Here is a 20,507-nt window from a genome sequence, read left to right as displayed (position 1 = left end):
ATTGCGGCGGGTCTGACACACACCCGATGTGGAATTCACGCGGCGCGGTCGAGCATCGCGTAGAGATCTGTGCGTAAACCCGACACCGAGTCGCGCCCGCCGAGCAGGTCGGTGGTGGCCGGGTCCGCCCCGCGCAGAATCCCGAGCAGCAGGTAGGTCGAGGTGATCTCGCGATCCTTGCGGTGGACCGCCTCACGCAACGCGAGTTCGAGCGACTTCTTGGCCGTTCCGGTGAACGGGATGTGCCCGGAACCGAGCAGCCGGCCGAACATGCCGCGTTTGGCCTCCGGTTCGGCCTGGTCCCACGCCTGCGGTCCGAAGTTCTCGACGATGCTGGCCTGCACCGCGTCCAGGTCGATGCCGATCGAGCGCAGGGCCTGCGCGTCATCGGCGCCGAGCGGCGGCTCGCCCGTGCGGGCGGCGAGGGCGGTGCGTAGACCGTCGGCGGTGATGCCGCGCGTGTCGAGCACCGTCCGGAGGGCGGGTTCGGCGTTCGACAGGGTGCCGAGCAGCACATGCTCAGGACCGATCCGCTTCGCGCCCAACTCCTTGGCGTCGTCCTGGGCGCTCACCACCGCGGCCCTGGCCTCGCGGCTGAATTTCTCGAACATCAGCGGGTTCCACCTTTCCGATTGTGTTTCTGATGGACCGCCTGCTTGCTCACCTCGAGCGCCTCGGCGATGGCCTGCCACGACCATCCGTTGGCTCTGGCGTTAGCGACCTGGATCGATTCGAGGCGGTCGGCCAATCTGCGCAGTGCGAGAACAGCGCGCAGCCCGACCGCCGGGTCGGGATTACCGGCCGCTGAGGCGAGGGTTGTTGCGTCGGTCATGTCGTCAATTTTGATTGACGACCACAGATTTGTCAACAAAAATTGACACAAGTGAGCGTGGAAGGACCCCGAAGAGTGGTGCGGGTGAGGTCAGCCGTTCCAGCGACCGGTGGTGGCGAATTCGGCGAGGATCTCCGCCGGACCGCTCAGATCGATGTTCTGGGCCGCCACCCAGTCGTCGTTGAAGTAGGTGCCCGCGTACCGGTCGCCGCCGTCGCACAGCAGGGTGACCACGCTGCCGCTGCGGCCCGCCGCGACCAGTTCGGCGATGAGATGGAAGGCGCCCCAGAGATTCGTGCCGGTCGAGCCGCCAACGCGGCGGCCGAGCGCGGTGCTCGCGTGACGGGCGGTAGCGATCGAGGCCGCGTCGGGCACCACGATCATGCGATCGACCACCTGGCCGACGAACGACGGTTCCACCCGGGGACGGCCGATTCCCTCGATGCGCGAAGGCATTCCGGTCTCATAGCCCGCGTCGCCGGTCTCGTAGCCGCCGTAGAACGCCGAGTGCTCCGGGTCGACCACGGCCAGGCGCGTCGCGTGCCTGCGATAACGGATGTAGCGCCCGATCGTCGCGCTGGTGCCGCCGGTACCGGCGCCGACCACGATCCACTCCGGCACCGGGTGGTTCTCCAGCGCCAGCTGTTCGAAGATGGATTCGGCGATGTTGTTGTTGCCGCGCCAGTCGGTGGCCCGCTCGGCGTGGGTGAACTGATCCATGAAATGCCCGCCGGATTCGGCGGCGAGACGCTTGGCCTCGGTGTACATGTCCGGCGCTCGATCGACGAAATGACATCGGCCACCCTGCGCTTCGATGAGCGCGACCTTCTGCGGCGAGGTGCTCGCCGGCATCACCGCGACGAAGTCGAGGCCGAGCAGCTTGGCGAAGTAGGCCTCGCTCACCGCCGTCGAGCCCGACGACGCCTCGACCACGGTCGTCCCCTCGGTCACCCAGCCGTTGCAGATCGCGTACAGGAACAGCGATCGCGCCAGCCGATGCTTGAGGCTGCCGGTGATGTGAGTGGATTCGTCCTTGAGGTAGAGCTGCACCGGCCAATCGGCGGGCAGCGGATACCGCAGCAGGTGGGTGTCGGCGGAGCGCTGGGTGTCGGCGTCGATCAGCCGGACGGCATTGTCGACCCAGTCACGCGGGGCGCTGCGGTCGAGGTACTTCACGCCGATTTGCTGTCGTCGTCACCCCGCAGGCGGGCCCGCAACTGCGCCTTGTCCTGGCGGCGGCGCGAGTCGACGACGGCGATATCCTCGTTCACCTTCACGCGCAGCTTCTTGAACAGCGTCAGCGACAGCGGCATCGCGACGAGCAACGCGAACAGCGCCGCGACGATGATCGGCACATCGACTCCGACCAGCTTGGCGATGCCCACGATCAGCGCGGCGATCGCCACCACCAGCCCGAGACGAGCCAGCGTGTAGAGCGCAAGATTGCGTACCAGTCGCTTCCCGGCGCCAGAGCCCTGCTGACCTGTTGCTTCACTCACGACTACAGCCTAATGGGCGCCGACGCGACAGCGTTCATCAGCCGCGCACGGCCGGAGCGAAGGCGGAGGTTTCGCGTAGCCCGGCGCATATCTGTTCGACGCGGCCCGTTCGCTCTCTTCGATGCTGCCCGTTCGCGGCTTTTGTCTATTACTTCCCCTTTACCAACTGTAGGTGGTTCGACTACATGGGGGTCGCAGTGCGACGATGACGCCACTGATGAGGGAACTGTCGAAACGGAGAGGTTAGCTATGACTGCGATCACCGTCGGCCTTCAGGACACTCTGCTGACACCAGGCCAAGTGGCCGCCATGTTCCACGTAGACCCCAAGACCGTCACCAGGTGGGCTCATGCCGGCAGGCTCGGCTCGTTGCGCACACCGGGCGGACATCGCCGTTTCCGCGAGTCCGAGGTCCTGCAGTTGCTCAGATCGCTCACCACCGAGGCAGCACCCCGCTGACTCGCCGGCCGACGCGAGCCCACCGCGGGCTCGCGTTTGCCAAAAATTTCCCTCCCGTTGCGGATGTGCACACGGTGCGGACACGGCTACCCTCGATAGCAGGAGGTGAGCGACGTGACGTACCTATTGGCACTCATCGCGATCGTGGCCATCGCGGTGTTGTGCTGGAAGGCGTTCGGCCCCGAAATGCGGCGCCCGAATTCCGGCCCACCCTCGCGCAGACCGGTTCTCGGCCCTGACGACGACCCGGAATTCCTCTGGCGCCTCGGCAAACAACCCCGCGACGACTCCGGCCCCACCGAGTGACCTCGCGATGTGCGTCGCCGTGAGCTGACGCACATACCCCCGTTGTGCGGCGAAAGAGCTGGGTAGATAACGTATTCCGGTGATTGATGTGCAGCAGGGTTCTGTCCCGACCACTTGGCGCGCGGCCGACGGCAGCGCCGTGACGTTCACCGAGGCACGGTTGGAGTGGACTCGCGCCGCACACGAGGTGCTGGCCGATACCGCCACCAGTTTCAACAACTTCATCGTCAACACCGAGCTGGCCGAGCTGGTCCAGGAAGAATCCGGCATCCGCACCGCGGTGAAGTGGCAGCACTGGCTGCCCGTCGTGCTGGACAAGGTCGCCGAGCACTGTCACAAGAACAACGAGCCGCCGCTGAGTGCGCTGTGTGTGCGCAAGAACCAGACCGTCGGCACCGGCTACCGCTACATCCTCGAACTCGCGGGCCTGCCCATCCCCGACGACCTCGAAATGCACGCCGCCGCCGCCCGCTGGCAGTGCTACCAGCACTACGCCACCGACCTCCCCGCCGACGGCGGCCTGCCCACCCTCCCCCCGAAGGTCGCCGCCATCCGCCAGTCCACCTCCCAGGACCTGGCCACCGCCGAAGCCGCCGAGGCAGCCGTCAAACGCCCTTCCGCAGCCCGCCGCACCGCGGCCATCCCCAAGCCCGAACCACTCCGCAAACCGGTCTGCCTGAACTGCCACGTAGAACTCCCCGCCAACAAGATCTGCTACTACTGCTGATCAGCGGTTCCGAACACCGAAGGCCCAGAAGCTCTTCCGAGCCCTGGGCCTTACGTATGTCCGCGATCCAGGCAGGCCGGCATCCCCCGACGGCTGTACGCCTCGGCTGTAGACCGGATGGGCTGAGCGCTCAGTTCAATCCGGCATAGCTGTGCAGGCCGCTGATCACCATGTTGATGATGAAGAGGTTGAACAGCATCGCTACGAAGCCGGCGATGTTGATCCAGGCTGCCTTGGTGTCTCGCCAGCCGGAAGTGGCTCGGGCGTGGAGGTAGGCGGCGTAGAGGACCCAGGCGATGAAGGAGCAGGTTTCTTTGGGGTCCCAGCCCCAGAAGCGGCCCCAGGCGGCTTCGGCCCAGATGGCGCCGAGGATGACGCCTGCGCCGAAGAGGGGGAAGCCGATGATGGTGGTTTTGTAGGCGAGTTGGTCGAGGGTGCGGGCGTCGGGGAGACGACGCGCGATGGTGCCGAGGATGTTGGTGGATTCCTCGCCCGCGGGCTGACGCATGCGGAACAGGTAGAGCAGGCTGGCTACGCCGGAGACCAGGAAGACGCCGCTGCCGATGCTGACGATGGTGACGTGGATCGGCAGCCAGAACGAGCGGAGTGCGGGGACAACGGGGGCGGCGTCGGCGTAGAGGACCGTGCCTGCCAGGAACATCAGGATCAGCACGGGAACCAGCAGGAACGCCCACATGGCGCGATAGCGCTGGTCGCGCAGGAAGATCAGGCCGATCACCACGGCGGCCGCGGTGGCCATGGTGGTGAACTCGTACATGTTGCCCAGCGGGAAGCGGTGGGTCGCGAAGCCGCGCAGCACGATCGAGCCGATGTGCAGTACCGCGCCGACCAGCAGCACCGAGAAGGCCATGTTGCCGAGGCGTTCGCCCAGCGGTCTGGCCTGCGGGGTCTCGATACGGCCGGGCAACCCCGGATCACCCGCCGGGACGAGTTCGCGCGCGGCGACCTGCTTGGTCCGCGCCGAGGCGTACTGCACGATCAACAGGACCGTGGCCAGCGCGTAGACCGTCATGGCCGACATGAACGCGAAGTCGCTATACCGTGCCAGCGTTTCGTCGATCTGCATCAGGATTCCGTCTCCATGTCGAGTGCGTGTGCCCTGGTTCGCATCAGTTCTGCGCTCCGAGCAGCCGTGTGCGCAGTCGATCGAATTCGGCACCCCAGCCGGCTTGATCGCTTCTGGCCAGGCCGCCCATTTCTACTACGGCGCGTCGTTGACCCACGGTACCCGCCGCGGTGTCGGCCGGGTACGCCCGGATCCAGATCCGCCGCCGTTTCAGCAACAGCGACACCAGCAGACCGGCCATCATCGTCAGCGCGCTCACCAGCACCCACTGCTGGGCGGGGTCGTGCGAGACCTGCAGGTTGACGAATTCCTGGGCGCCGTCGAAGGTGACCTTCGCCCCGCTCGGCAACGTGGTCGACTCGCCGGGACGCAGGTTGACCCGCGCTTCCTTGGTCAGCCGACCCTGCTTGATCATCTCCGGGTCCAGCGAGAACAGCGACTGCGAGCGACCGGTGTCGAGGCCGGTGTTGCCGCGATAGACGTCGACCGCGACCGCCGGATCGTCCATCCGGGGGAACGCCGAGGTGAGCAGGCTGCCGTGGAACATCGCGGTCGGCGCGAACAGGCCTTCGATGGCGATCTGGTTCTGCCTGCGTTCCTCGTCGGTGGCGTACATGCCACCGGGCGGGTCGATGCGCAGCACACCGCTGGACAGGAAGGTCTGGGCGTCGTCGGGCCGCCACTGGATGGTCTCGGTGCGGGTCTGCCCGTTGGGGAAGGTGACCGTGAACGTGGGCGCGAAGCCGTGTCCCTGTAGGTAAACGCGGTCACCGGCGACCCGCAACGGGTGGTTCACCTGGAGCTCGGTGCTGCGCCAGGTGTCGGTGGCGAGATCCGCACCCGCCTGATATTCGATGTTCGAGTGGAACATCTCTGCCTGGCCGGTGGGCAGGTAGTCGGCCTTGAAGTCCTTCACCTTGATGCACAGCGGCGTCATGCCGGTGCCGTCATTGGTATTGCCCGCCCGGAAGGAGTCGAACACCGCGGGCGAGGTGGTGCAGAAGCCGGGACCGTTGTTGGCGATCACGATGACATTGCCCTCGTAGCCGAGCAGCTTGCCCAGCGCGATCGCGACCAGCAGTCCCACCAGCGACAGGTGGAACACCAGGTTGCCGAACTCGCGCAGATAGCCCTTCTCCGCGGACAGCGTCACCTCGCCGTCGCGCTGACCGGGGCGAACCTCGGTCCGCCACCCACGCAACGAAGCCTTGGCGGCCTCGATCACCTCGTCAGGAGTGCGGTCGTCGGTCTCGCTGAAGTGATGCGGCAATCGGCCGAGGTTGCGCGGCGCGGGCACCGGCGGGGTGCGCAGCGCCTGGTAGTGGTCCCAGCAGCGCGGCAGGATGCAACCGACCAGCGAGATGAACAGCAACACGTAGATGGCGGTGAACCAGAAGCTGCCGAACACGTCGAACAGCTCGACCCGGTCCATCCACGGGCCGAGCGTCGGGCGGTCGGCGATGTACTGCTCGACCTTCTGCGTGTTCAGACTGCGTTGCGGCAGCAGGGCGCCGGGGATGGCGGCGAGTGCGAGCAGGAACAGCAGCACCAGTGCGGTGCGCATGCTGGTCAGGCCGCGCCAGGAATTCCGGACCAGGGCCCAGGCCCGGCCCGGCAGCGACTGCCGGACGGGCGGGGTGGGGGTGGTCGGAGTGGTCAGCGTGTCAGTCATCAGATCGGAAGAGTCACCTCGGAGACGAACCCGTCACGCACCCAGCCGACGAACTGATCCCATGCCCCCGTGACCAGCGCGACGCCGACAGCGACGAGCAGAAGACCCCCGACAACCTGAATGGTGCGCGAATTTCGCCGCAACCAGCCGACCCCGCGCAACGCACCGGCCGACCCGAAGGCCAGCACCACGAAGGGCAGCCCGAGGCCGAGGCAGTAGGCGACGATCAATGTCACGCCGCGCGCGGCGGTGGTGCCCTCGGTGCCCGCGGACACCGCCATCACACCGGACAGCGTCGGCCCGAGACACGGCGTCCAGCCGAGCGCGAACACCCCGCCGAGCAGCGGCGCGCCGAGGATGCTGGTGAGCCTGCGCGGCTCCATCCGCGTGTCGCGCTGTAGGGCGGGGACCAGACCGATGAACACCAGACCCATCAGGATCGTCACCACACCGCCGATGCGCTGCAGCAGTTCCCGATTCACATTGAGGGTCTGGATCACGCCGAAAACAGTGGCTGTGGCCAGCACGAACACCACCGTGAACCCGGCGACGAACAGCCCGGCGGCACCGGCCACCCGCAACTTCGCGCTACGGCGTTGTGCGGTGAGCGTGCTCGCCTGCGCGTTGGTGGCAGGCGGCCCCTCGGCACCGACCAGCCCGGCCAGATACGACAGATAGCCGGGGACGAGCGGCACGACACACGGTGAAGCGAACGACACCAGGCCCGCGAGCAGGCAGGCTCCCAGCGCCAGCAGTAGCGGACCCGATGCCGCCGTCTGCTGGAAGGAATCCCCGACTGCGGCGAGCACCATCACTCGGTGCTGTCCTCGTCATGCTGCTCGTCGCGCGGCAACGACAGAGTTCGCTCGGTCTCGGCCGGTTCAGCGGGGCCGAAATCGAACAGACCGGCACCGGCGACACTGCGCGGGACGGTCGCGATGCCGGCCCAACGGTCATCGACCGTCCAGCCCGCACCCATGCGGCGAGCACCCTGACGGGGGCGACACGCGGTCAGATTTCCAGGACGACGACGGCTCACTGCTTCTCCTCGGCGGCGATGCGCTCGACCACGGGCTGTAGGTCTTCTGCCAATAGCGAGCGAAGGAAGACCGCGGCGACCCGGTGCTGACGATCCAGGATCAACGTGGTCGGAATAACACTGGTGGGAAAGTTTCCGCCGAGGGCGAGCAAGGTTCGCATCGACGGGTCGTAGATGGACGGGTATTCGATCTTGTTGTCCACTACGAAGTCCTGGGCTTTGTCGCGCTGATGGTCGCGGACGTTGATCCCCAGGAACGCGACGCCTTGATCTTTGGTCGCCGCGAAGACTTTTTCCAGAGCGGGCGACTCGGCGCGGCACGGGCCACACCACTGTCCCCACAGGTTCACGACCACGACCTGGTTCGGGAAATCGCTGACCGAAACGGTCTTTCCCTCGTTCATCAGGTCGGGCCCCGAGAGCGTGCCGATCGTCCCGCGCGTCGCGGGTGGATCGTAGTAGATCTCCGTTTTACCACCGGGTGAGACGAATTCGAAGGTCCCGCCACCGGTGGCAACCGCATCGGTACCCGTCGAACAGCCCGCCGCGGCGACGATCACCAGCACGGCGGACAGAACGGCGGTCAGCGCCCGCGGCCGACGGCCACGGGCGGATCCCGATGAGGACAAGCGAGTCATGCGCCGTGTACCGACGGATCCGACGCGCCCGCTGGCTCGGAATAGACGATGTCGACCAGCGTGTCGCCGTGGTAGACCAGCGAGGTCAGCGATGCGAGCGAGCACTGCCGGTTGCGCGGGTCGTGCCACAACCGCTGGCCCTGCAGGAATCGGCGCAGTGTCCACACGGGCAGCTGATGCGAGACCAGCACCACCTCGTGACCGGCGGCCTCGACACGGGCCTTGTTCACCGCGGCGAGCATGCGATGCGCGATCTGCAGGTACGGCTCGCCCCACGACGGGGTGAACGGGTCGCGCAGCTTCCACCAGTGCCTCGGCTTGCGCAGGGCACCGTCACCGACGGAGACGCGAAGACCCTCGAAGGTGTTGCCCGCCTCGATCAGGTTCTCGTCGGTGCGCACGATCACGTCGTGCGCGGCCGCGATCGGCGCCGCGGTCTCCTGGGCGCGCTGCAGCGGGGAGGCGATCACCATCGCGATGTCGTGATCGGCCAGCGAGCGGGCGACGGCACCGGCCTGCGAGCGACCGGCCACCGACAGACTGAAGCCGGGCAGGCGGCCGTACAGGATGCCGTTCGGGTTGTGCACCTCGCCGTGGCGCAGCACGTGCACGATGGTTTCGACGCTCGACGGGTCGTCGTCGAGGGCGGGCGGCGCGGCGGCGGGGGCAGGATGGGGCGCCTCGTCGCTATCCGCCGGGGCTAGGGCGAATTCTGCGTCGGGCTGGTCGGAGCTCACGCTGGGGATCCTTCGGGGGTTGCGGCCGCGGCCGCGAGGGCGGCGGCGGGCAGAGCGGCGGCGATACGGTCGAACGCGTCCTCGTCGAGTGCCGCGGAGACGAACCATGCCTCGAACGCGCTCGGCGGCGCGTACACGCCCGCGTCGAGCAGGGCGTGGAAGAAGGCAGGGTAGCGCCAGGTCTGGCTCGCTTTGGCGGCGGCGTAGTCGGTCACCGGGCGCTCGGCGAAGAACACGCTCACCATATTGCCTGCGAACTGGACTTGATGCTCGACACCGGCCTCTGTCAGGGCTTTCGCGAACAGCGAGCCGAGACGATCGGCATTGCGGTCCAGCGCCGCGTACACCTCGGCGTCGGCGGCGCGCAGTGTCGCAAGGCCCGCCGCGACGGCGACGGGGTTACCGGACAGCGTGCCCGCCTGATAGACCGGACCGAGCGGGGCGAGGTTGTTCATGATCTCGGCGCGACCGCCGAACGCGGCGGCGGGCAGGCCACCGCTCATCACCTTGCCGAAGGTGTAGAGGTCACCGGCGACGCCCTCACGGCCGTACCAACCCGACGCGCTGACCCGGAAACCGGTCATCACCTCGTCCATGATCAGCAACGCGCCGTTGTCGTGCGCCAGGGTGCGCAGGCCCTCGTTGAAACCGGGCAGCGGCGCGACCGCGCCCATATTGCCCGCGGCGGCCTCGGTGATGACGCACGCGATCTGACCGGGGTGCGCCTCGAAGGCGGCGGCGACGGCGGCGAGGTCGTTGTAGGGCAGCACGATGGTGTCGGCGGCTTGCGCACCGGTGACGCCGGGCGAGGTCGGCAGACCCAGCGTCGCCACGCCGGAGCCCGCGTCGGCCAGCAGCGCGTCGACATGGCCGTGGTAGCAACCGGAGAATTTGATGATCTTGGATCGGCCGGTGAAGCCGCGGGCCAAGCGGACCGCGCTCATCGTGGCCTCGGTACCGGAGTTCACCAGGCGCACCCGCTCGACGGGATCGACGCGGGCGGCGATGGCCTCGGCCAGCTCGATCTCGGCCTCGGTCGGCGCGCCGAACGAGAGTCCACTGGTCGCGGCCTTCTGCACGGCCTCGACGACGGCGGGGTGGGCGTGACCGAGGATCATCGGACCCCACGAACACACCAGATCGACGTAGTCGTTGCCATCGGCGTCGATGAGCGTGTAGCCACTCGCGGAGGTGAAGAACCGCGGCGTACCGCCCACCGAATTGAACGCACGAACCGGGGAATTGACGCCACCCGGGATCACGGCGGCCGCCCGCTCGAAGAGCTGGGCCGAAACCGGTACCTGCGTAAGACTCACGGATTCCAGTGTCTCAGTTCGCCTCGGCACGCCGGACGACAGGGTGGAGCACAGTGACCCAGACCGCAGCGACCCACCGACGACACGCCCGACACGCCGCCCCTATCGGCGAAAGAATTCGATCTAGGCCCATTGGCCTGCGACTACGCTCCGGGCGGCTCAGCACCTGAGCCACCGGGAAATCAGTTATCAGCGAGAGGGTATTTCATGCTTTTCGGCGTCACCAGCACTGCCCTTGGCACGGGGTTCGTCGCGGTGGGAGTGCTACTCGGCGCGGGTTCGGCCACCGCCTTCGCACCACAGGCCCAGCCCGATCGGATCGGTGCCCAGCTCAGCCACGAGGAGACCGTGGCACTCGGGTCGGGGCCGATTCCGGCGATCACCGCGATGATGGTGCCCGCCAATCGGATCGGCGCGGGTCTACACACCGATACCGATCTGTACCGTGACGCCGACGGCGGCATCCGTGCCACCTTGCGCCAGGTGGTGACGGAAGCGGCGGCTCATCCCGACGGCACCGTCACCATTTTCCTGAACGCGCCCGGCACGCGCGGCGGCCGCGTCGTCGACGTCTATCAGCAGTGGACCGGCTGATCAGGTGTACATGCAGGGCACTTCGGCGGAGATCGTGTGCAGCTGGCACATGATGCCGTTGTAGATCCCGCTCGAGCCGGTCTCCGGGGCGAAACCGTCGGCGGCCGGCTCGGCGATCATCGGGGTGAGCGGCAGGCCGGCGGCCGCCTGAGCGGGCGCCACGGCCAGCGCGATCGTCGCCACGGCGGCGGCGACGGTACAGATTCCTGCGGTCAGTCTGGTCATCGATTCCTCCTCGAGGGAGCCCGCGGTGCGAACTCGCGTCCCGAACCCCCACGCGCACATCGGAATTCGGCTTCCTCTAGATCATCGGTTCGACGCCGCGCCGTGCTACAGATCTGCGATAGATCCTGGTGACGGCATCGATCACCAGCACCCCGCTCACAGTCACCAACGCGCAGGCGAGCAGCAGCAACGGCGGCACATAGCGCACCGCCGCGAACCCTGGGTGCTCATCGGTGCCCGCGAATTCGGTCGTGCGCCGTGCGGCACGCCAACTGACGACCGCGCAAGCCAGGAAGAGCACGGCGAAGCCGAGTTCGAACAGCGCGATCCAGCGTCTCATTCCTGAGATCCTGCCAGGGGCTAGATCGAATCAGCCGACCAGGCTCGGTGCCAGAATCAGCGCGATGACCGCGATGGTGAGCACAACCATCAACCCGATGACCAACAGGTCGCGTCGCAGGCTGTGTGGTTGCTCGATCACCACGCGCATCATTGCCTCCGCTCCCCCGGCGTTCAGCCGGTGTGATAATCCTCACCATACACTGCGCAGTGTCACTTCCGGTTGGACTGGAAGTACTTCGTCGACTCCGGCCGGTAGCTCAGGAACGCGGCACCCGCGGCCAGCACGCCCTGCACGATCGCCGAGCCACCCGCCACGATCGTCGCGGGATTGGCGACGGCGGAGAAGGTGAACATGGTCGCGATCGCACCGAGTCCGAGCCAGATCGCGACGACCGTGAGCACCGTGCGCGCCCAGCTCTTGCCGCGGCCGAGCTGATGGGCGATGGCCACGGTGACCCCGGCCAGCAGCACGCCGACCAGCGCGGTCAGCGCGAACGCCACCAGCACCATGACGTCGACGGTGGACGCCGGGAAGTTCGGATCCGACTTGTGCATCTCGTCGAGGAACTGCTTGCTGAGCTTGTCGCGCTCCCCGGTCATGGTGATGACGCTGGCCAGGGTGTAGACGACACCGAGGCCTGCGATTGCCCACCACAATTGACGGGCGGTGCCGACGTCTTCCGGCATGGGAAGGGTTTCGGGTTTGTTCGGTGGAACGATCACGACAGCCAGTGTGCTGCCTCGGTCGCCCAGTAGGTGAGCACGATGTCCGCGCCTGCCCGCCGGATGCCGATCAGCGACTCCAGGATCGAGGCCCTGCGGTCGATCCAGCCACGCTCGGCGGCGGCGGTGATCATCGCGTACTCGCCGGAGATCTGATAGGCCGCGACGGGAACCGTCGAGCGATCGGCGACGTCGCGCAGGATGTCGAGGTAGGACATCGCGGGCTTCACCATCACGATGTCGGCGCCCTCGGCGAGGTCGAGGTCGAGTTCGCGCAGCGATTCGCGGCGGTTGGCCGGATCCTGCTGGTAGGTGCGGCGATCGCCTTCCAGCGACGAGCCGACGGCCTCGCGGAACGGGCCGTAGAAGGCCGAGGCGTACTTGGCCGCGTAGGCGAGGATGGCGGTGTCGGTGCTGCCGACCGCGTCGAGTCCGCGCCGGATCGCGCCGACCTGGCCGTCCATCATGCCGCTGGTCCCGAGCAGATCGGCGCCCGCTTCGGCCTGTGACAGCGCCATCTCCACATAGCGGTGCAGGGTGGCGTCGTTGTCGACAGCGCCGTCGGTCCCGATCACCCCGCAGTGGCCGTGATCGGTGAATTCGTCGAGACAGGTATCGGCCATGATGACCGTCGCGTCGCCGACCTCTTCGGCCAGCGCGCGCAGCCCACGATTCAGGATTCCGTTCGGATCACTGGCCTGCGAACCGGTCGCGTCCTTGTCCTCCTGCAGCGGCACCCCGAACAGCATCAGCCCGCCGACCCCGGCGGCCACCGACTCCGCCGCGGCCTTGCGCAGGGAGTCCAGTGAGTGCTGATACACCCCCGGCATCGAGCTGATCTCCCGCGGCTCGTCGAGGCCGTCGGCGACGAACATCGGCAGCACGAGCTGACGCGGCTGCAGCGTGGTTTCGGCGACGAGCCGACGCAATGCGGGTGTCCTACGCAACCGCCGCGGGCGGTCGAAAGCGGTCATAGCCCGCAGAATACGCCTGTCGCCAGTTGGTCGCCGCAGCGCCTATATCGGGTCGGATCCGCGGGCCAGTTCGCCCAGAATCTGCTCGAAGGTAGCGAAGATCGGTGACGGACCGGCGGAACTCCATGCCTGGTTGGTCAGCAGGATCGCTGTTACCGGGCCGTCGTTGGACCAGGTCGAGCCGAGGCCGCCGTCCCAGCCGTAGGCACCTGCGCGGGGACCGGCGGGGAGGTCGCGCAATTGGACGCCGACGCCGTATCCCCAGCCCGCGCTGCCGTCGGGACTCGGGCCGCCGCGGGACAGTTGCTCAGGGGTGAGGTGGTTGGTGGTCATGGCGGTGACGGCCTGTTCGGACATGACGCGGGTGCCGTCGAGTTCGCCGCCGCCGCGCAGCATGCGGGCGAAGCGGTGGTAGTCGGCGAGGGTGGAGACCAGGCCGTCGCCGCCGCCTTCGAAGGCGGGTGGGGTGCTCCATTGGCCGTCTGCCGGGTCGAAGACGGTGCGGGTGCCGTCGATGTCCGCGTAGTGCGGGCCGAAGCGGGCCAGCTTGTCCGGCGGGACGGAGAAACCGGTATCGGTCATGCCGAGTGGGCGCAGGACACGGTCGGCCAGGAATTCCGAGAGCGGTTTGCCCGCTGCCCTGGCGACCAGGATGCCGAGGATCGATGCGCCGACGTGATAGAGCCAGCGTTCGCCGGGCTGATATTGCAGGGGCAAGGTGCCGAGTTGTCGTAGCCAGGTGTCCGGGGGCAACATGCGCGCGGGTGTCGGCGGGCCCCAACCGAGGTCGAGGTCGCTCCAGGCGGCGTCGAGTGGTTTGGGTGAGAAGTCGGCGAAATCCATGCCCCAGCCGAGGCGGAAGGTGAGTAGGTCGTCGACGGTGATCGGGCGGTTCGCCGCGACCGTGTCGGTGACTTCGGCGGCGGGGTTCGCGAGCACCCGTAAGTCGGCGAGTTCGGGAAGCAGCCTGTCGACCGGTTCGGTCGGGTCGAGTACGCCGTCCTCGATCAGGATCGAGGCCGCGACCGCCGTGAGCGGTTTGGTCATCGAGGAGATCCGGAAGATCGTGTCGGTACGGACAGGTATTTCGCGTGCGGTGTCGAAATGGCCGATGGCGCCGGTGGTTACGTCGTCGCCTGCCGCGATGAGCCAGGCGAGACCCAGCAGTTCGTCCGCGGCGACGTGCGCGCCGAGCCGCTTGCCGATCTCGTCCACCGTCATCGCCTCTCCTCGGGTTGCGTTGCTACTAGACCACAGCGGTCCGACAGCAACTGGTGAATCACCACCGGCAGCGCTGCGTCGAGGTCGGCGACCGGGCCCGGCGAACCTGTGAATAACATCGAAACCCACTGGAGCTCAATGGCTTCCGCGCGAGATCACCGAAACCTGTCGGTACCCCTCGCTATAATCGAAAGCGTGTTCGAGGGTTCCGACGATCGGGGGCGGGACCCAAACGCAACGGGAGGACGCCGAATGAATGCCATTGCCGCTCAGACCACTTTCATCACCGCGCCGTACGTGCCGCTCGAGAAGAAGCGACTGCCCGCGGGCCGTCCGCGCCGCTGGTACGTGGCGCACAATCGTCGGCTCAAGGCCATGCGGTTGACGATCGCCCTGCTGGATTCCGGTGTGTACCTACCCAATCAGGCCACCAACGAGACGATTCGGCGCACCGCCGAGAAGATCGACATCCGCCCGCCGTCGGATGCAACCTGTCGTCTGGTGCGCACGCTGCTGCGCTACAGCCGATGACCCTGATACGCCGAAAGCCCGCCGTTGCGGGCGGGCTTTCGGGGTATCTGCGCAGATCAGCGGCTGCTGCTGCGGCGGCTCTTCTTGCGCGGCGGCGGCAGCAGGCCCTCGGCGCGCAGGCGCGACGCGTGCTCGGCCAGCGCCTCCACCAGTGGGCCCACCTGTGCCGACTCGGGCTGCACGTCCACGCGCAGACCGAACTCGATCGCGGTCTCGGCGGTCTTCGGGCCGATGCAGGCCACGATGGTGCGAGCGTGCGGCTTGCCCGCGATGCCCACCAGGTTGCGGACCGTGGAGGACGAGGTGAACAGCACCGCGTCGAAGCCGCCGGTCTTGATCATCTCGCGGGTCTCCGCGGGCGGCGGCGAGGCGCGCACCGTGCGGTAGGCGGTGACGTCGTCGATCTCCCAGCCGCGCTCACGCAGACCCTCGGCCAGGGTCTCGGTGGCGATGTCGGCGCGCGGCAGCAGCACCCGGTTCACCGGGTCGAAAACGTCGTCGTAGGGCGGGAAGTCTGCGAGCAGGCCCTCGGAGGACTGTTCGCCGCTGGGCACCAGTTCGGGGTTGATGCCGAAGGAGCGCACCTTCTCCGCGGTGGCCTCACCGACACAGGCGATCTTCACACCGGAGAACGCGCGAGCGTCGAGACCGAACTCGGCGAACTTCTCCCACACCGCGCGCACAGCGTTGGTGGAGGTGAACACCACCCACTGGTAGCGCCCGTCGACCAGGCCCTTGACCGCCCGTTCCATCTGGGCGGGGCTACGCGGCGGCTCCACCGCGATGGTCGGCACCTCGATCGGGATCGCGCCGTGGGTGACGAGCCGCTCACTCATCTCGCCCGCCTGATCCTTTGTGCGCGGAACGAGCACGGTCCAGCCGTAGAGGGCACGCGATTCCCACCACGACATCTTGGCGCGCTTGTCGACTTCCTTGCCGACGGTGACCACCAACGGGCCGACCAGCTCGGAAGCGGCGTTGTTCAGCGAGGCCAGCGTGGCCTCGATGGTGCGCTGCTGACGGGTGGTGCCACGCACGGTCACCGCGACCGGAGTCTGCGGCGCAAGACCGTGTTCCACCAGCGCGCTCGCGGTCTCGGCGAGGTGTCCGGAGGTGGCGTGCAGCACCAGCGGGCCGGGGGCGGCGGCCAGCGCCGACCAGTCGACCTCGCCGCGCACATCGGCCTCGGTGTGCCCGGAGCCGAGCGCGATGCCCGCGTAGCTGGGCACGGCCGAGCCGTTGGGCAGGCCGGGCAGCACCTCGAACACCATGTGCGAACGCGTGACGGCGTTGACCTCGTTGATCACCGAATCGGTGGTCAACGGGTCGCCGGTGACGATGCGGACCACGTCGTGACCGTTGCGCGCCTCGGCGATCAGCGTTTTGGCCACCTCGGCGGGTTCGCCGAGGGCGGGCCGCACGTCGACCGGGCTCTCGCCGTCCTCGCCCACCTCGTGGGCGATGCCGATCAGGGCGAGCACGCCCTTGTCGACATCGGGATCGGTGAACGCCAGCATCGCCCGCTCGAGCACCTCACGGGCACGCACGGTCAGCAGGGCCGGGTCGCCGGGGCCGGATCCGACGAAGAGGATCCGCCCTGGTTGCTTCTTGGTAGCTCGGCTGCTGCTCATCGGTTGTTCTCCATCGGGCTGGAATTAGTGAAGTCGGTGGGCGCCGGTTCGTCTGTGACGCTCAGCAATGCGCGAGCACCCAGGTCCAGCAGTTCGCGCGCCAGCGTGCGACCGAGTTCGGCCGCGTCGCTCGGCGCGCCGACGATCGAGGCGCGCAGAACGTCGGAGCCGTCGATCGCGGCGGCACAGCCGCGCAGCGAGAGTTCGTCGAAGATCCGGCCGTCCTCGTCGATCGACTCGACGATCTCGGCGAGCGCTCCGATCGGTGCGGTGCAGCCTGCCTCGAGCTCACCGAGCAGCGAACGCTCGGCGAGCACCGCGGCTCTGGTCGCGGCATCGTCCAGACCGGCGAGTATCTCGATCAATTGCGGGTCGTCACTGCGGCATTCGACCGCGAGGGCACCCTGCGAGGGGGCGGGCAGCATCTGCACGGGTTCGAGCGATTCGGTGATCGCGTCGGTGCGCCCGATCCGGCACAGGCCGGCGCGGGCGATGACGATGGCATCGAGTTCGCCCTCGCTCACCTTGCGCAGGCGGGAGTCGATATTGCCGCGCAGCGGAAGGATGTCGAGGCCGAGACCGAGTGCGCGCAGCTGCGCGGCACGGCGCGGGGCCGAGGTTCCCACGCGGGCACCGGCGGGCAACTCGCCGAGCACCATGCCGTCGCGAGCCACCAGCGCGTCGCGCGGGTCCTCGCGGGGCGGGATAGCGGCGATGGTGAAGCGCGGGTCCTGCGCGGTGGGGAGGTCCTTATAGGAATGCACCGCGATGTCGATGCCGCCCGCGGCGAGCTCGTCGCGCAGCGCGGAGGTGAATACACCGACACCGATCTTCTGCACCGGATCCGACGACAGATCGCCCGGTGTCTTGATGACCACCAGTTCGGCGGGCTGCCCCGCCGCGATCAGCGCATCACGGATGGTGCCCGCCTGTGTCAGCGCGAGCAGGCTGCCGCGCGTGCCGATCCGCCACGGCGCACTGGTGCTGCCTGCGGTCACGGTGTCCTCTTCCTGCACTGTCGTGGTCATGCGGTTTCCTCCTGCGCATGCCCGAGCGGCGCTGCGTGGTTTCGCATGCTGCCTGTGTCGGGTCTTGACTCGGTCAAGCGTGACGGCCCATCGCCGAGGTGGCCTGCGGTGAAGTCGTCGGCCAGCGCGGACTCGCCCGCGGCGACCTCCATCGGAGCGGCAACCGCTTGTACCGCACCGGGTTTCAGTTCGAACAGCTCACGCAACGCTTCGGCGTAGCTGTCGCCGCCCGGCGTCGATGCCAGCTGTTTCACCCGCACCGTCGGCGCGTGCAGCAGCTTGTCGACGACGCGGCGCACCGTGCGCGCCACCTCGTCGCGGGCCGGGTCGGCCAGGTCGGGCAGCCGCGAATCGAGGCGGAGCAGTTCGGCCTCCACCACATCGGCGGCACGCTGACGCAGTGCGGCCACCGTGGGGGTGACCTCCGCCATGCGTTGCCCGGCAAGGTATTTGGCGAGTTCGTCGGCGACGATGAGGCGCGCGGCGGCGGTGTCGTCGGCCGCGGCACCCGCGGCCGGATCGCGCTGCAGCGATTCGATGTCGATCACGGCGACGCCGGGCAGGCCTGCGACGGCGTGCTCCACGTCGCGGGGCAGGCCGAGATCGCAGAAGACCAGCGGACGCTCGGCGGCGTCGGTGCGCGCCCGGTCCGCGAGCGCGCGATGGGTGTCGGCCAGGGTCACCACGGACCCGACCGCGCCGGTACAGGTGATCACGACATCGGTGCCCGCCATGGCCTCGGTGAGCCGCGACATCTCGACCGCTTCGGCATCGACACCGTGCATGGCGCGCCCGGTTTCGGCGAGGCGCTGTGCGCGTTCGAGGGTCCGGTTGACGACGATGATGCGCCCGATCCCGGCCCGCGACAGATGCGCGACAGCGAGTCCGCCCATCGCGCCCGCACCGACCACCACCGCGGTCCGCCCGGCGAGATCGCCGACAATTCCGCGCGCCCGGTCCAGCGCCACCGACACCACCGAGGCTCCGGCCCGGTCGATCCCGGTCTCCGAATGCACCCGCTTGCCGACTCGCAACCCGTGCTGCGCCAGCTCGTGCAGCGTGCGCCCGACAGCCTGCTGCCCATCGGCGCTGGCATAGGCACTGCGAATCTGGCTGAGCACCTGCTGCTCGCCGACGACCATCGAGTCGAGGCCGCTGGCGACCGCGAACAGATGCTCGGCCGCGGCTTCGCTGTAGCGCACGTACGCGTGCCTGGTCAGATCGCCCAGCGGCAGTCCGGAATGCTTGGTGAGCAGCTCGCTCACCTCACCGAGGCCGCCGTGGAAGGCGTCGACCACCGCGTAGACCTCTACCCGGTTACAGGTGGAGACGATCATCGCCTCGGACACATGGCTCGAGGCGAGCAGCCGATCCACCAGCTTCGGCCGATCGGAGTCACTGATCGCGACCTTCTCCAACACCGAGACCGGGGCACTCCGATGCGAAATACCGACGAGAAGAACGCTCATGACCGCACCTCGCCGCCGCCCGGTTTCGTCATGCGCGTCCGCACGCGGTGTTGCTGATTCGCTCGCTGGCGCTCGCTCATGGCGTGATCACCGATCCCTTGGTGCTTGGCTCCGTTGCCGAGTGGGGGGTGGCCGAGTGCGGCGCGGTGCGACGCGCTGGCCTGCCACGGGCCGGTTCGACCGGTGCGGCGTGCGTGAGATGGCTTGGCGGCGGTACCCGGCGCGCGACCCGGCCGGAGCCGACCTCGGCGACCTCGGGCAGGGCGGTCGCGTCGTTGCGGGCGGCGTCGAAGGACAGCATCTGCAGTTCCATCGCCAGGTCTACGCGGCGAACCTGCACGTGGGCGGGCGCGCGCAGTTCCAGTGGCGCGAAGCTCAGAATCGACGGCAGTCCGGCGGCGACGAGCCGGTCACACACGTCCTGGGCGGCCTCGTCTGGCACGGCCACCACGGCGATCGTCGGCGCGAGCGCCGGGATCTGGCCGGTCAGCTGCTCGACATCGCGCACGACGAGACCGGCGTACGACTGACCGATCACCGAAGGGTCGTTGTCGAAGATCCCGACCACGGTGAAGCCTCGTACCCCGAATCCGCCGTAACCGACCAGAGCGCGGCCCAGATTGCCCGCGCCGATCAGCACTACCCGATGTCCCTGCGACAGTCCGAGCACATCTTCGATCCTGGTGCGCAACTTGGCTACGTCATAGCCGACACCCCGCACACCGTTGGGTCCGAGGAAGGAAAGATCCTTGCGCAGCTTCGCCGAATTGACACCCGCCGCGACAGCGAGTTCCTCACTCGATACGATGACTACACCCTCGTCGGCCAACCCGGCGAGAACACGGAGATAGGTAGCGAGACGAGTCACCGTGGCCTGCGGAATGTCCCGCACAAGAGCCTTGCCGGAGACGCCACTCGGCGTCTCGTGCTGCTCTGTCACGTCGTCGGCTCCTCGTTCCGGGCCTGATCGCGGTCCGGTTCCTCTGTTTCGTTCACCGGTGTGGGTCGCTGCGATTACGAGAGCGCGACCGGTGCCATAGGGGCGGTACAAACCCGGCCACCGCCGCTGCGTGCCAGGGGCGGTGCGGATTGCGTGTCACCACCGTAACCGCTTGTGCAGGCGTTCACAAAGTCGGTGAATTCGGCCTCATTTTCCGTCGCGACCAGCGATCCGGCTCAGGTCGGCCCGCAAACGGGGCTCGTCGACGTCGAAATAGCTGTGTTCACGGCCGTTCAACAGGACCACCGGCAGGCGATCACCGTATTCGGCACGCAGTTCCGGGTCGCTGACCGCGGCTTCGTCGACGTCTATGGTGGCGACCGGGAGACCGAAATCACCACAGATCGTCTGCAATTGCGCCAGTGCGGTGCTGCACAGGCCGCAACCAGCGCGAGTCAACAGGGTCACCGTCGATGTGGGATTAGTCATGAGCCCTATTTAATCCTCGAGCCCGCAG

The 20,507-nt window shown here is 67.8% G+C and carries 27 protein-coding genes; 5 read left to right on the top strand and 22 right to left on the bottom strand.

Going from position 1 to position 20,507, the window contains the following annotated elements; genetic code table 11:
* Nucleotides 1-35: 35 nt before the first annotated feature.
* The 4 genes from ACFWPK_RS04765 to ACFWPK_RS04750 form a co-directional block, all read right to left on the bottom strand.
* On the bottom strand, nt 36-611 hold the full coding sequence (locus ACFWPK_RS04765) for a Clp protease N-terminal domain-containing protein (protein WP_378913208.1): 576 nt from the start codon (nt 609-611) through the stop codon (nt 36-38).
* Nucleotides 611-832 (bottom strand): helix-turn-helix domain-containing protein, encoded by a 222-nt coding sequence (locus ACFWPK_RS04760; protein WP_189025545.1) that lies wholly within the window; start codon nt 830-832, stop codon nt 611-613. Before ACFWPK_RS04760 ends, ACFWPK_RS04765 begins: the two co-directional genes overlap by 1 nt.
* A gap of 90 nt (nt 833-922) precedes the next feature.
* Entirely contained in the window at nt 923-2,008 is a 1,086-nt protein-coding gene (locus ACFWPK_RS04755; RefSeq protein ID WP_378913207.1) for a PLP-dependent cysteine synthase family protein, read from the bottom strand.
* The gene (locus tag ACFWPK_RS04750; protein WP_378913206.1) at nt 2,005-2,331 is read right to left on the bottom strand and encodes a DUF4229 domain-containing protein; all 327 of its coding nucleotides are present in this window, start codon (nt 2,329-2,331) and stop codon (nt 2,005-2,007) included. Before ACFWPK_RS04750 ends, ACFWPK_RS04755 begins: the two co-directional genes overlap by 4 nt.
* 249 nt (nt 2,332-2,580) lie before the next feature.
* Here ACFWPK_RS04750 and ACFWPK_RS04745 point away from each other — a divergent pair, with 249 nt between their 5' ends.
* The 3 genes from ACFWPK_RS04745 (at nt 2,581) to ACFWPK_RS04735 (ending at nt 3,823) form a co-directional block, all read left to right on the top strand.
* Entirely contained in the window at nt 2,581-2,790 is a 210-nt protein-coding gene (locus ACFWPK_RS04745) for a BldC family transcriptional regulator (RefSeq protein WP_056814442.1), read from the top strand.
* 114 nt (nt 2,791-2,904) lie between these two features.
* Nucleotides 2,905-3,096 (top strand): hypothetical protein, encoded by a 192-nt coding sequence (locus ACFWPK_RS04740; RefSeq protein WP_378913205.1) that lies wholly within the window; start codon nt 2,905-2,907, stop codon nt 3,094-3,096.
* A 79-nt stretch (nt 3,097-3,175) separates the two neighbouring features.
* Nucleotides 3,176-3,823, top strand: a complete 648-nt coding sequence (locus ACFWPK_RS04735) for a hypothetical protein (RefSeq protein WP_378913204.1) — start codon at nt 3,176-3,178, stop codon at nt 3,821-3,823.
* Nucleotides 3,824-3,953: 130 nt separating this feature from the next.
* Here ACFWPK_RS04735 and ccsB read toward each other — a convergent pair whose 3' ends face one another.
* The 7 genes from ccsB to hemL all read right to left on the bottom strand — a co-directional run bounded on the left by ccsB (nt 3,954) and on the right by hemL (nt 10,321).
* Nucleotides 3,954-4,910: a c-type cytochrome biogenesis protein CcsB gene (gene ccsB / locus ACFWPK_RS04730; RefSeq protein WP_378913203.1), complete on the bottom strand. Its 957-nt coding sequence runs from the start codon at nt 4,908-4,910 to the stop codon at nt 3,954-3,956.
* Between the two features lie 43 nt (nt 4,911-4,953).
* The gene (locus tag ACFWPK_RS04725; RefSeq protein WP_378913202.1) at nt 4,954-6,582 is read right to left on the bottom strand and encodes a cytochrome c biogenesis protein ResB; all 1,629 of its coding nucleotides are present in this window, start codon (nt 6,580-6,582) and stop codon (nt 4,954-4,956) included.
* Nucleotides 6,582-7,394, bottom strand: a complete 813-nt coding sequence (locus ACFWPK_RS04720; protein ID WP_378913468.1) for a cytochrome c biogenesis CcdA family protein — start codon at nt 7,392-7,394, stop codon at nt 6,582-6,584. Before ACFWPK_RS04720 ends, ACFWPK_RS04725 begins: the two co-directional genes overlap by 1 nt.
* Nucleotides 7,394-7,621, bottom strand: coding sequence for a hypothetical protein (locus ACFWPK_RS04715; protein WP_378913201.1), 228 nt, complete (start codon nt 7,619-7,621; stop codon nt 7,394-7,396). Before ACFWPK_RS04715 ends, ACFWPK_RS04720 begins: the two co-directional genes overlap by 1 nt.
* On the bottom strand, nt 7,618-8,259 hold the full coding sequence (locus ACFWPK_RS04710; RefSeq protein WP_378913200.1) for a TlpA disulfide reductase family protein: 642 nt from the start codon (nt 8,257-8,259) through the stop codon (nt 7,618-7,620). Before ACFWPK_RS04710 ends, ACFWPK_RS04715 begins: the two co-directional genes overlap by 4 nt.
* Nucleotides 8,256-8,873, bottom strand: a complete 618-nt coding sequence (locus tag ACFWPK_RS04705) for a histidine phosphatase family protein (RefSeq protein WP_378634497.1) — start codon at nt 8,871-8,873, stop codon at nt 8,256-8,258. The genes ACFWPK_RS04710 and ACFWPK_RS04705 overlap by 4 nt, the downstream gene beginning before the upstream one ends.
* Nucleotides 8,874-8,992: 119 nt before the next feature.
* Nucleotides 8,993-10,321 (bottom strand): glutamate-1-semialdehyde 2,1-aminomutase, encoded by a 1,329-nt coding sequence (hemL, locus tag ACFWPK_RS04700; RefSeq protein ID WP_378913467.1) that lies wholly within the window; start codon nt 10,319-10,321, stop codon nt 8,993-8,995.
* 198 nt (nt 10,322-10,519) lie between these two features.
* On the opposite strand from hemL, the gene ACFWPK_RS04695 reads away from it, so the two are divergent.
* Nucleotides 10,520-10,906, top strand: coding sequence for a hypothetical protein (locus ACFWPK_RS04695; protein ID WP_378913199.1), 387 nt, complete (start codon nt 10,520-10,522; stop codon nt 10,904-10,906).
* On the opposite strand, the gene ACFWPK_RS04690 is transcribed toward ACFWPK_RS04695, so the two are convergent.
* From ACFWPK_RS04690 to ACFWPK_RS04665, 6 genes are all read right to left on the bottom strand, one after another.
* The gene (locus ACFWPK_RS04690) at nt 10,907-11,131 is read right to left on the bottom strand and encodes a hypothetical protein (RefSeq protein ID WP_378913198.1); all 225 of its coding nucleotides are present in this window, start codon (nt 11,129-11,131) and stop codon (nt 10,907-10,909) included.
* A gap of 76 nt (nt 11,132-11,207) precedes the next feature.
* Nucleotides 11,208-11,471 carry a hypothetical protein gene (locus ACFWPK_RS04685; protein ID WP_378913197.1) on the bottom strand — a complete coding sequence of 88 codons (264 nt, stop codon included), beginning with the start codon at nt 11,469-11,471 and terminating at the stop codon, nt 11,208-11,210.
* Nucleotides 11,472-11,501: 30 nt separating this feature from the next.
* Nucleotides 11,502-11,624, bottom strand: a complete 123-nt coding sequence (locus ACFWPK_RS04680; protein WP_378913196.1) for a hypothetical protein — start codon at nt 11,622-11,624, stop codon at nt 11,502-11,504.
* A 59-nt stretch (nt 11,625-11,683) separates the two neighbouring features.
* On the bottom strand, nt 11,684-12,196 hold the full coding sequence (locus tag ACFWPK_RS04675) for a hypothetical protein (protein ID WP_378913195.1): 513 nt from the start codon (nt 12,194-12,196) through the stop codon (nt 11,684-11,686).
* Nucleotides 12,193-13,170, bottom strand: coding sequence for a porphobilinogen synthase (gene hemB / locus ACFWPK_RS04670; protein WP_378913194.1), 978 nt, complete (start codon nt 13,168-13,170; stop codon nt 12,193-12,195). The genes ACFWPK_RS04675 and hemB overlap by 4 nt, the downstream gene beginning before the upstream one ends.
* Before the next feature lie 42 nt (nt 13,171-13,212).
* The gene (locus ACFWPK_RS04665) at nt 13,213-14,391 is read right to left on the bottom strand and encodes a serine hydrolase domain-containing protein (protein WP_378913193.1); all 1,179 of its coding nucleotides are present in this window, start codon (nt 14,389-14,391) and stop codon (nt 13,213-13,215) included.
* A 252-nt stretch (nt 14,392-14,643) separates the two neighbouring features.
* Between ACFWPK_RS04665 and ACFWPK_RS04660 the strand changes: the two genes are divergently transcribed.
* Complete coding sequence (locus ACFWPK_RS04660) at nt 14,644-14,922, top strand: hypothetical protein (RefSeq protein WP_062988789.1); 279 nt, start codon at nt 14,644-14,646, stop codon at nt 14,920-14,922.
* Nucleotides 14,923-14,978: 56 nt separating this feature from the next.
* On the opposite strand, the gene ACFWPK_RS04655 is transcribed toward ACFWPK_RS04660, so the two are convergent.
* The 5 genes from ACFWPK_RS04655 to ACFWPK_RS04635 all read right to left on the bottom strand — a co-directional run bounded on the left by ACFWPK_RS04655 (nt 14,979) and on the right by ACFWPK_RS04635 (nt 20,479).
* On the bottom strand, nt 14,979-16,553 hold the full coding sequence (locus tag ACFWPK_RS04655; protein WP_378913192.1) for a uroporphyrinogen-III synthase: 1,575 nt from the start codon (nt 16,551-16,553) through the stop codon (nt 14,979-14,981).
* Complete coding sequence (hemC, locus tag ACFWPK_RS04650) at nt 16,550-17,581, bottom strand: hydroxymethylbilane synthase (RefSeq protein WP_378913191.1); 1,032 nt, start codon at nt 17,579-17,581, stop codon at nt 16,550-16,552. Before hemC ends, ACFWPK_RS04655 begins: the two co-directional genes overlap by 4 nt.
* Nucleotides 17,578-19,050, bottom strand: coding sequence for a glutamyl-tRNA reductase (locus tag ACFWPK_RS04645; RefSeq protein WP_378913189.1), 1,473 nt, complete (start codon nt 19,048-19,050; stop codon nt 17,578-17,580). The genes hemC and ACFWPK_RS04645 overlap by 4 nt, the downstream gene beginning before the upstream one ends.
* A 76-nt stretch (nt 19,051-19,126) precedes the next feature.
* Nucleotides 19,127-19,990, bottom strand: coding sequence for a redox-sensing transcriptional repressor Rex (locus ACFWPK_RS04640; protein WP_378913188.1), 864 nt, complete (start codon nt 19,988-19,990; stop codon nt 19,127-19,129).
* 207 nt (nt 19,991-20,197) lie between these two features.
* Entirely contained in the window at nt 20,198-20,479 is a 282-nt protein-coding gene (locus ACFWPK_RS04635) for a glutaredoxin family protein (protein WP_378913187.1), read from the bottom strand.
* Nucleotides 20,480-20,507: the final 28 nt, after the last annotated feature.

This window comes from Nocardia sp. NPDC058519 (genome assembly GCF_042719755.1).
In the GTDB taxonomy this organism is placed as follows: Bacteria; Actinomycetota; Actinomycetes; order Mycobacteriales; family Mycobacteriaceae; genus Nocardia.
The sequence above is the reverse complement of the archived record's forward strand: the minus strand, read 5'-3'. Positions and strand labels throughout refer to the sequence as shown.

Excerpts from the sequence above, each read along its gene's own strand:
- ACFWPK_RS04765 (WP_378913208.1), bottom strand. The coding sequence starts at position 611 with ATGTTCGAGAAATTCAGCCGCGAGGCCAGGGCCGCGGTGGTGAGCGCC.
- ACFWPK_RS04760 (WP_189025545.1), bottom strand. The coding sequence starts at position 832 with ATGACCGACGCAACAACCCTCGCCTCAGCGGCCGGTAATCCCGACCCG.
- ACFWPK_RS04745 (WP_056814442.1), top strand. The coding sequence starts at position 2,581 with ATGACTGCGATCACCGTCGGCCTTCAGGACACTCTGCTGACACCAGGC.
- ccsB (WP_378913203.1), bottom strand. The coding sequence starts at position 4,910 with ATGCAGATCGACGAAACGCTGGCACGGTATAGCGACTTCGCGTTCATG.
- ACFWPK_RS04725 (WP_378913202.1), bottom strand. The coding sequence starts at position 6,582 with ATGACTGACACGCTGACCACTCCGACCACCCCCACCCCGCCCGTCCGG.
- ACFWPK_RS04720 (WP_378913468.1), bottom strand. The coding sequence starts at position 7,394 with ATGGTGCTCGCCGCAGTCGGGGATTCCTTCCAGCAGACGGCGGCATCG.
- ACFWPK_RS04710 (WP_378913200.1), bottom strand. The coding sequence starts at position 8,259 with ATGACTCGCTTGTCCTCATCGGGATCCGCCCGTGGCCGTCGGCCGCGG.
- ACFWPK_RS04695 (WP_378913199.1), top strand. The coding sequence starts at position 10,520 with ATGCTTTTCGGCGTCACCAGCACTGCCCTTGGCACGGGGTTCGTCGCG.
- ACFWPK_RS04690 (WP_378913198.1), bottom strand. The coding sequence starts at position 11,131 with ATGACCAGACTGACCGCAGGAATCTGTACCGTCGCCGCCGCCGTGGCG.
- ACFWPK_RS04685 (WP_378913197.1), bottom strand. The coding sequence starts at position 11,471 with ATGAGACGCTGGATCGCGCTGTTCGAACTCGGCTTCGCCGTGCTCTTC.
- ACFWPK_RS04680 (WP_378913196.1), bottom strand. The coding sequence starts at position 11,624 with ATGATGCGCGTGGTGATCGAGCAACCACACAGCCTGCGACGCGACCTG.
- hemB (WP_378913194.1), bottom strand. The coding sequence starts at position 13,170 with ATGACCGCTTTCGACCGCCCGCGGCGGTTGCGTAGGACACCCGCATTG.
- ACFWPK_RS04665 (WP_378913193.1), bottom strand. The coding sequence starts at position 14,391 with ATGACGGTGGACGAGATCGGCAAGCGGCTCGGCGCGCACGTCGCCGCG.
- ACFWPK_RS04660 (WP_062988789.1), top strand. The coding sequence starts at position 14,644 with ATGAATGCCATTGCCGCTCAGACCACTTTCATCACCGCGCCGTACGTG.
- ACFWPK_RS04655 (WP_378913192.1), bottom strand. The coding sequence starts at position 16,553 with ATGAGCAGCAGCCGAGCTACCAAGAAGCAACCAGGGCGGATCCTCTTC.
- hemC (WP_378913191.1), bottom strand. The coding sequence starts at position 17,581 with ATGACCACGACAGTGCAGGAAGAGGACACCGTGACCGCAGGCAGCACC.
- ACFWPK_RS04645 (WP_378913189.1), bottom strand. The coding sequence starts at position 19,050 with ATGAGCGTTCTTCTCGTCGGTATTTCGCATCGGAGTGCCCCGGTCTCG.
- ACFWPK_RS04635 (WP_378913187.1), bottom strand. The coding sequence starts at position 20,479 with ATGACTAATCCCACATCGACGGTGACCCTGTTGACTCGCGCTGGTTGC.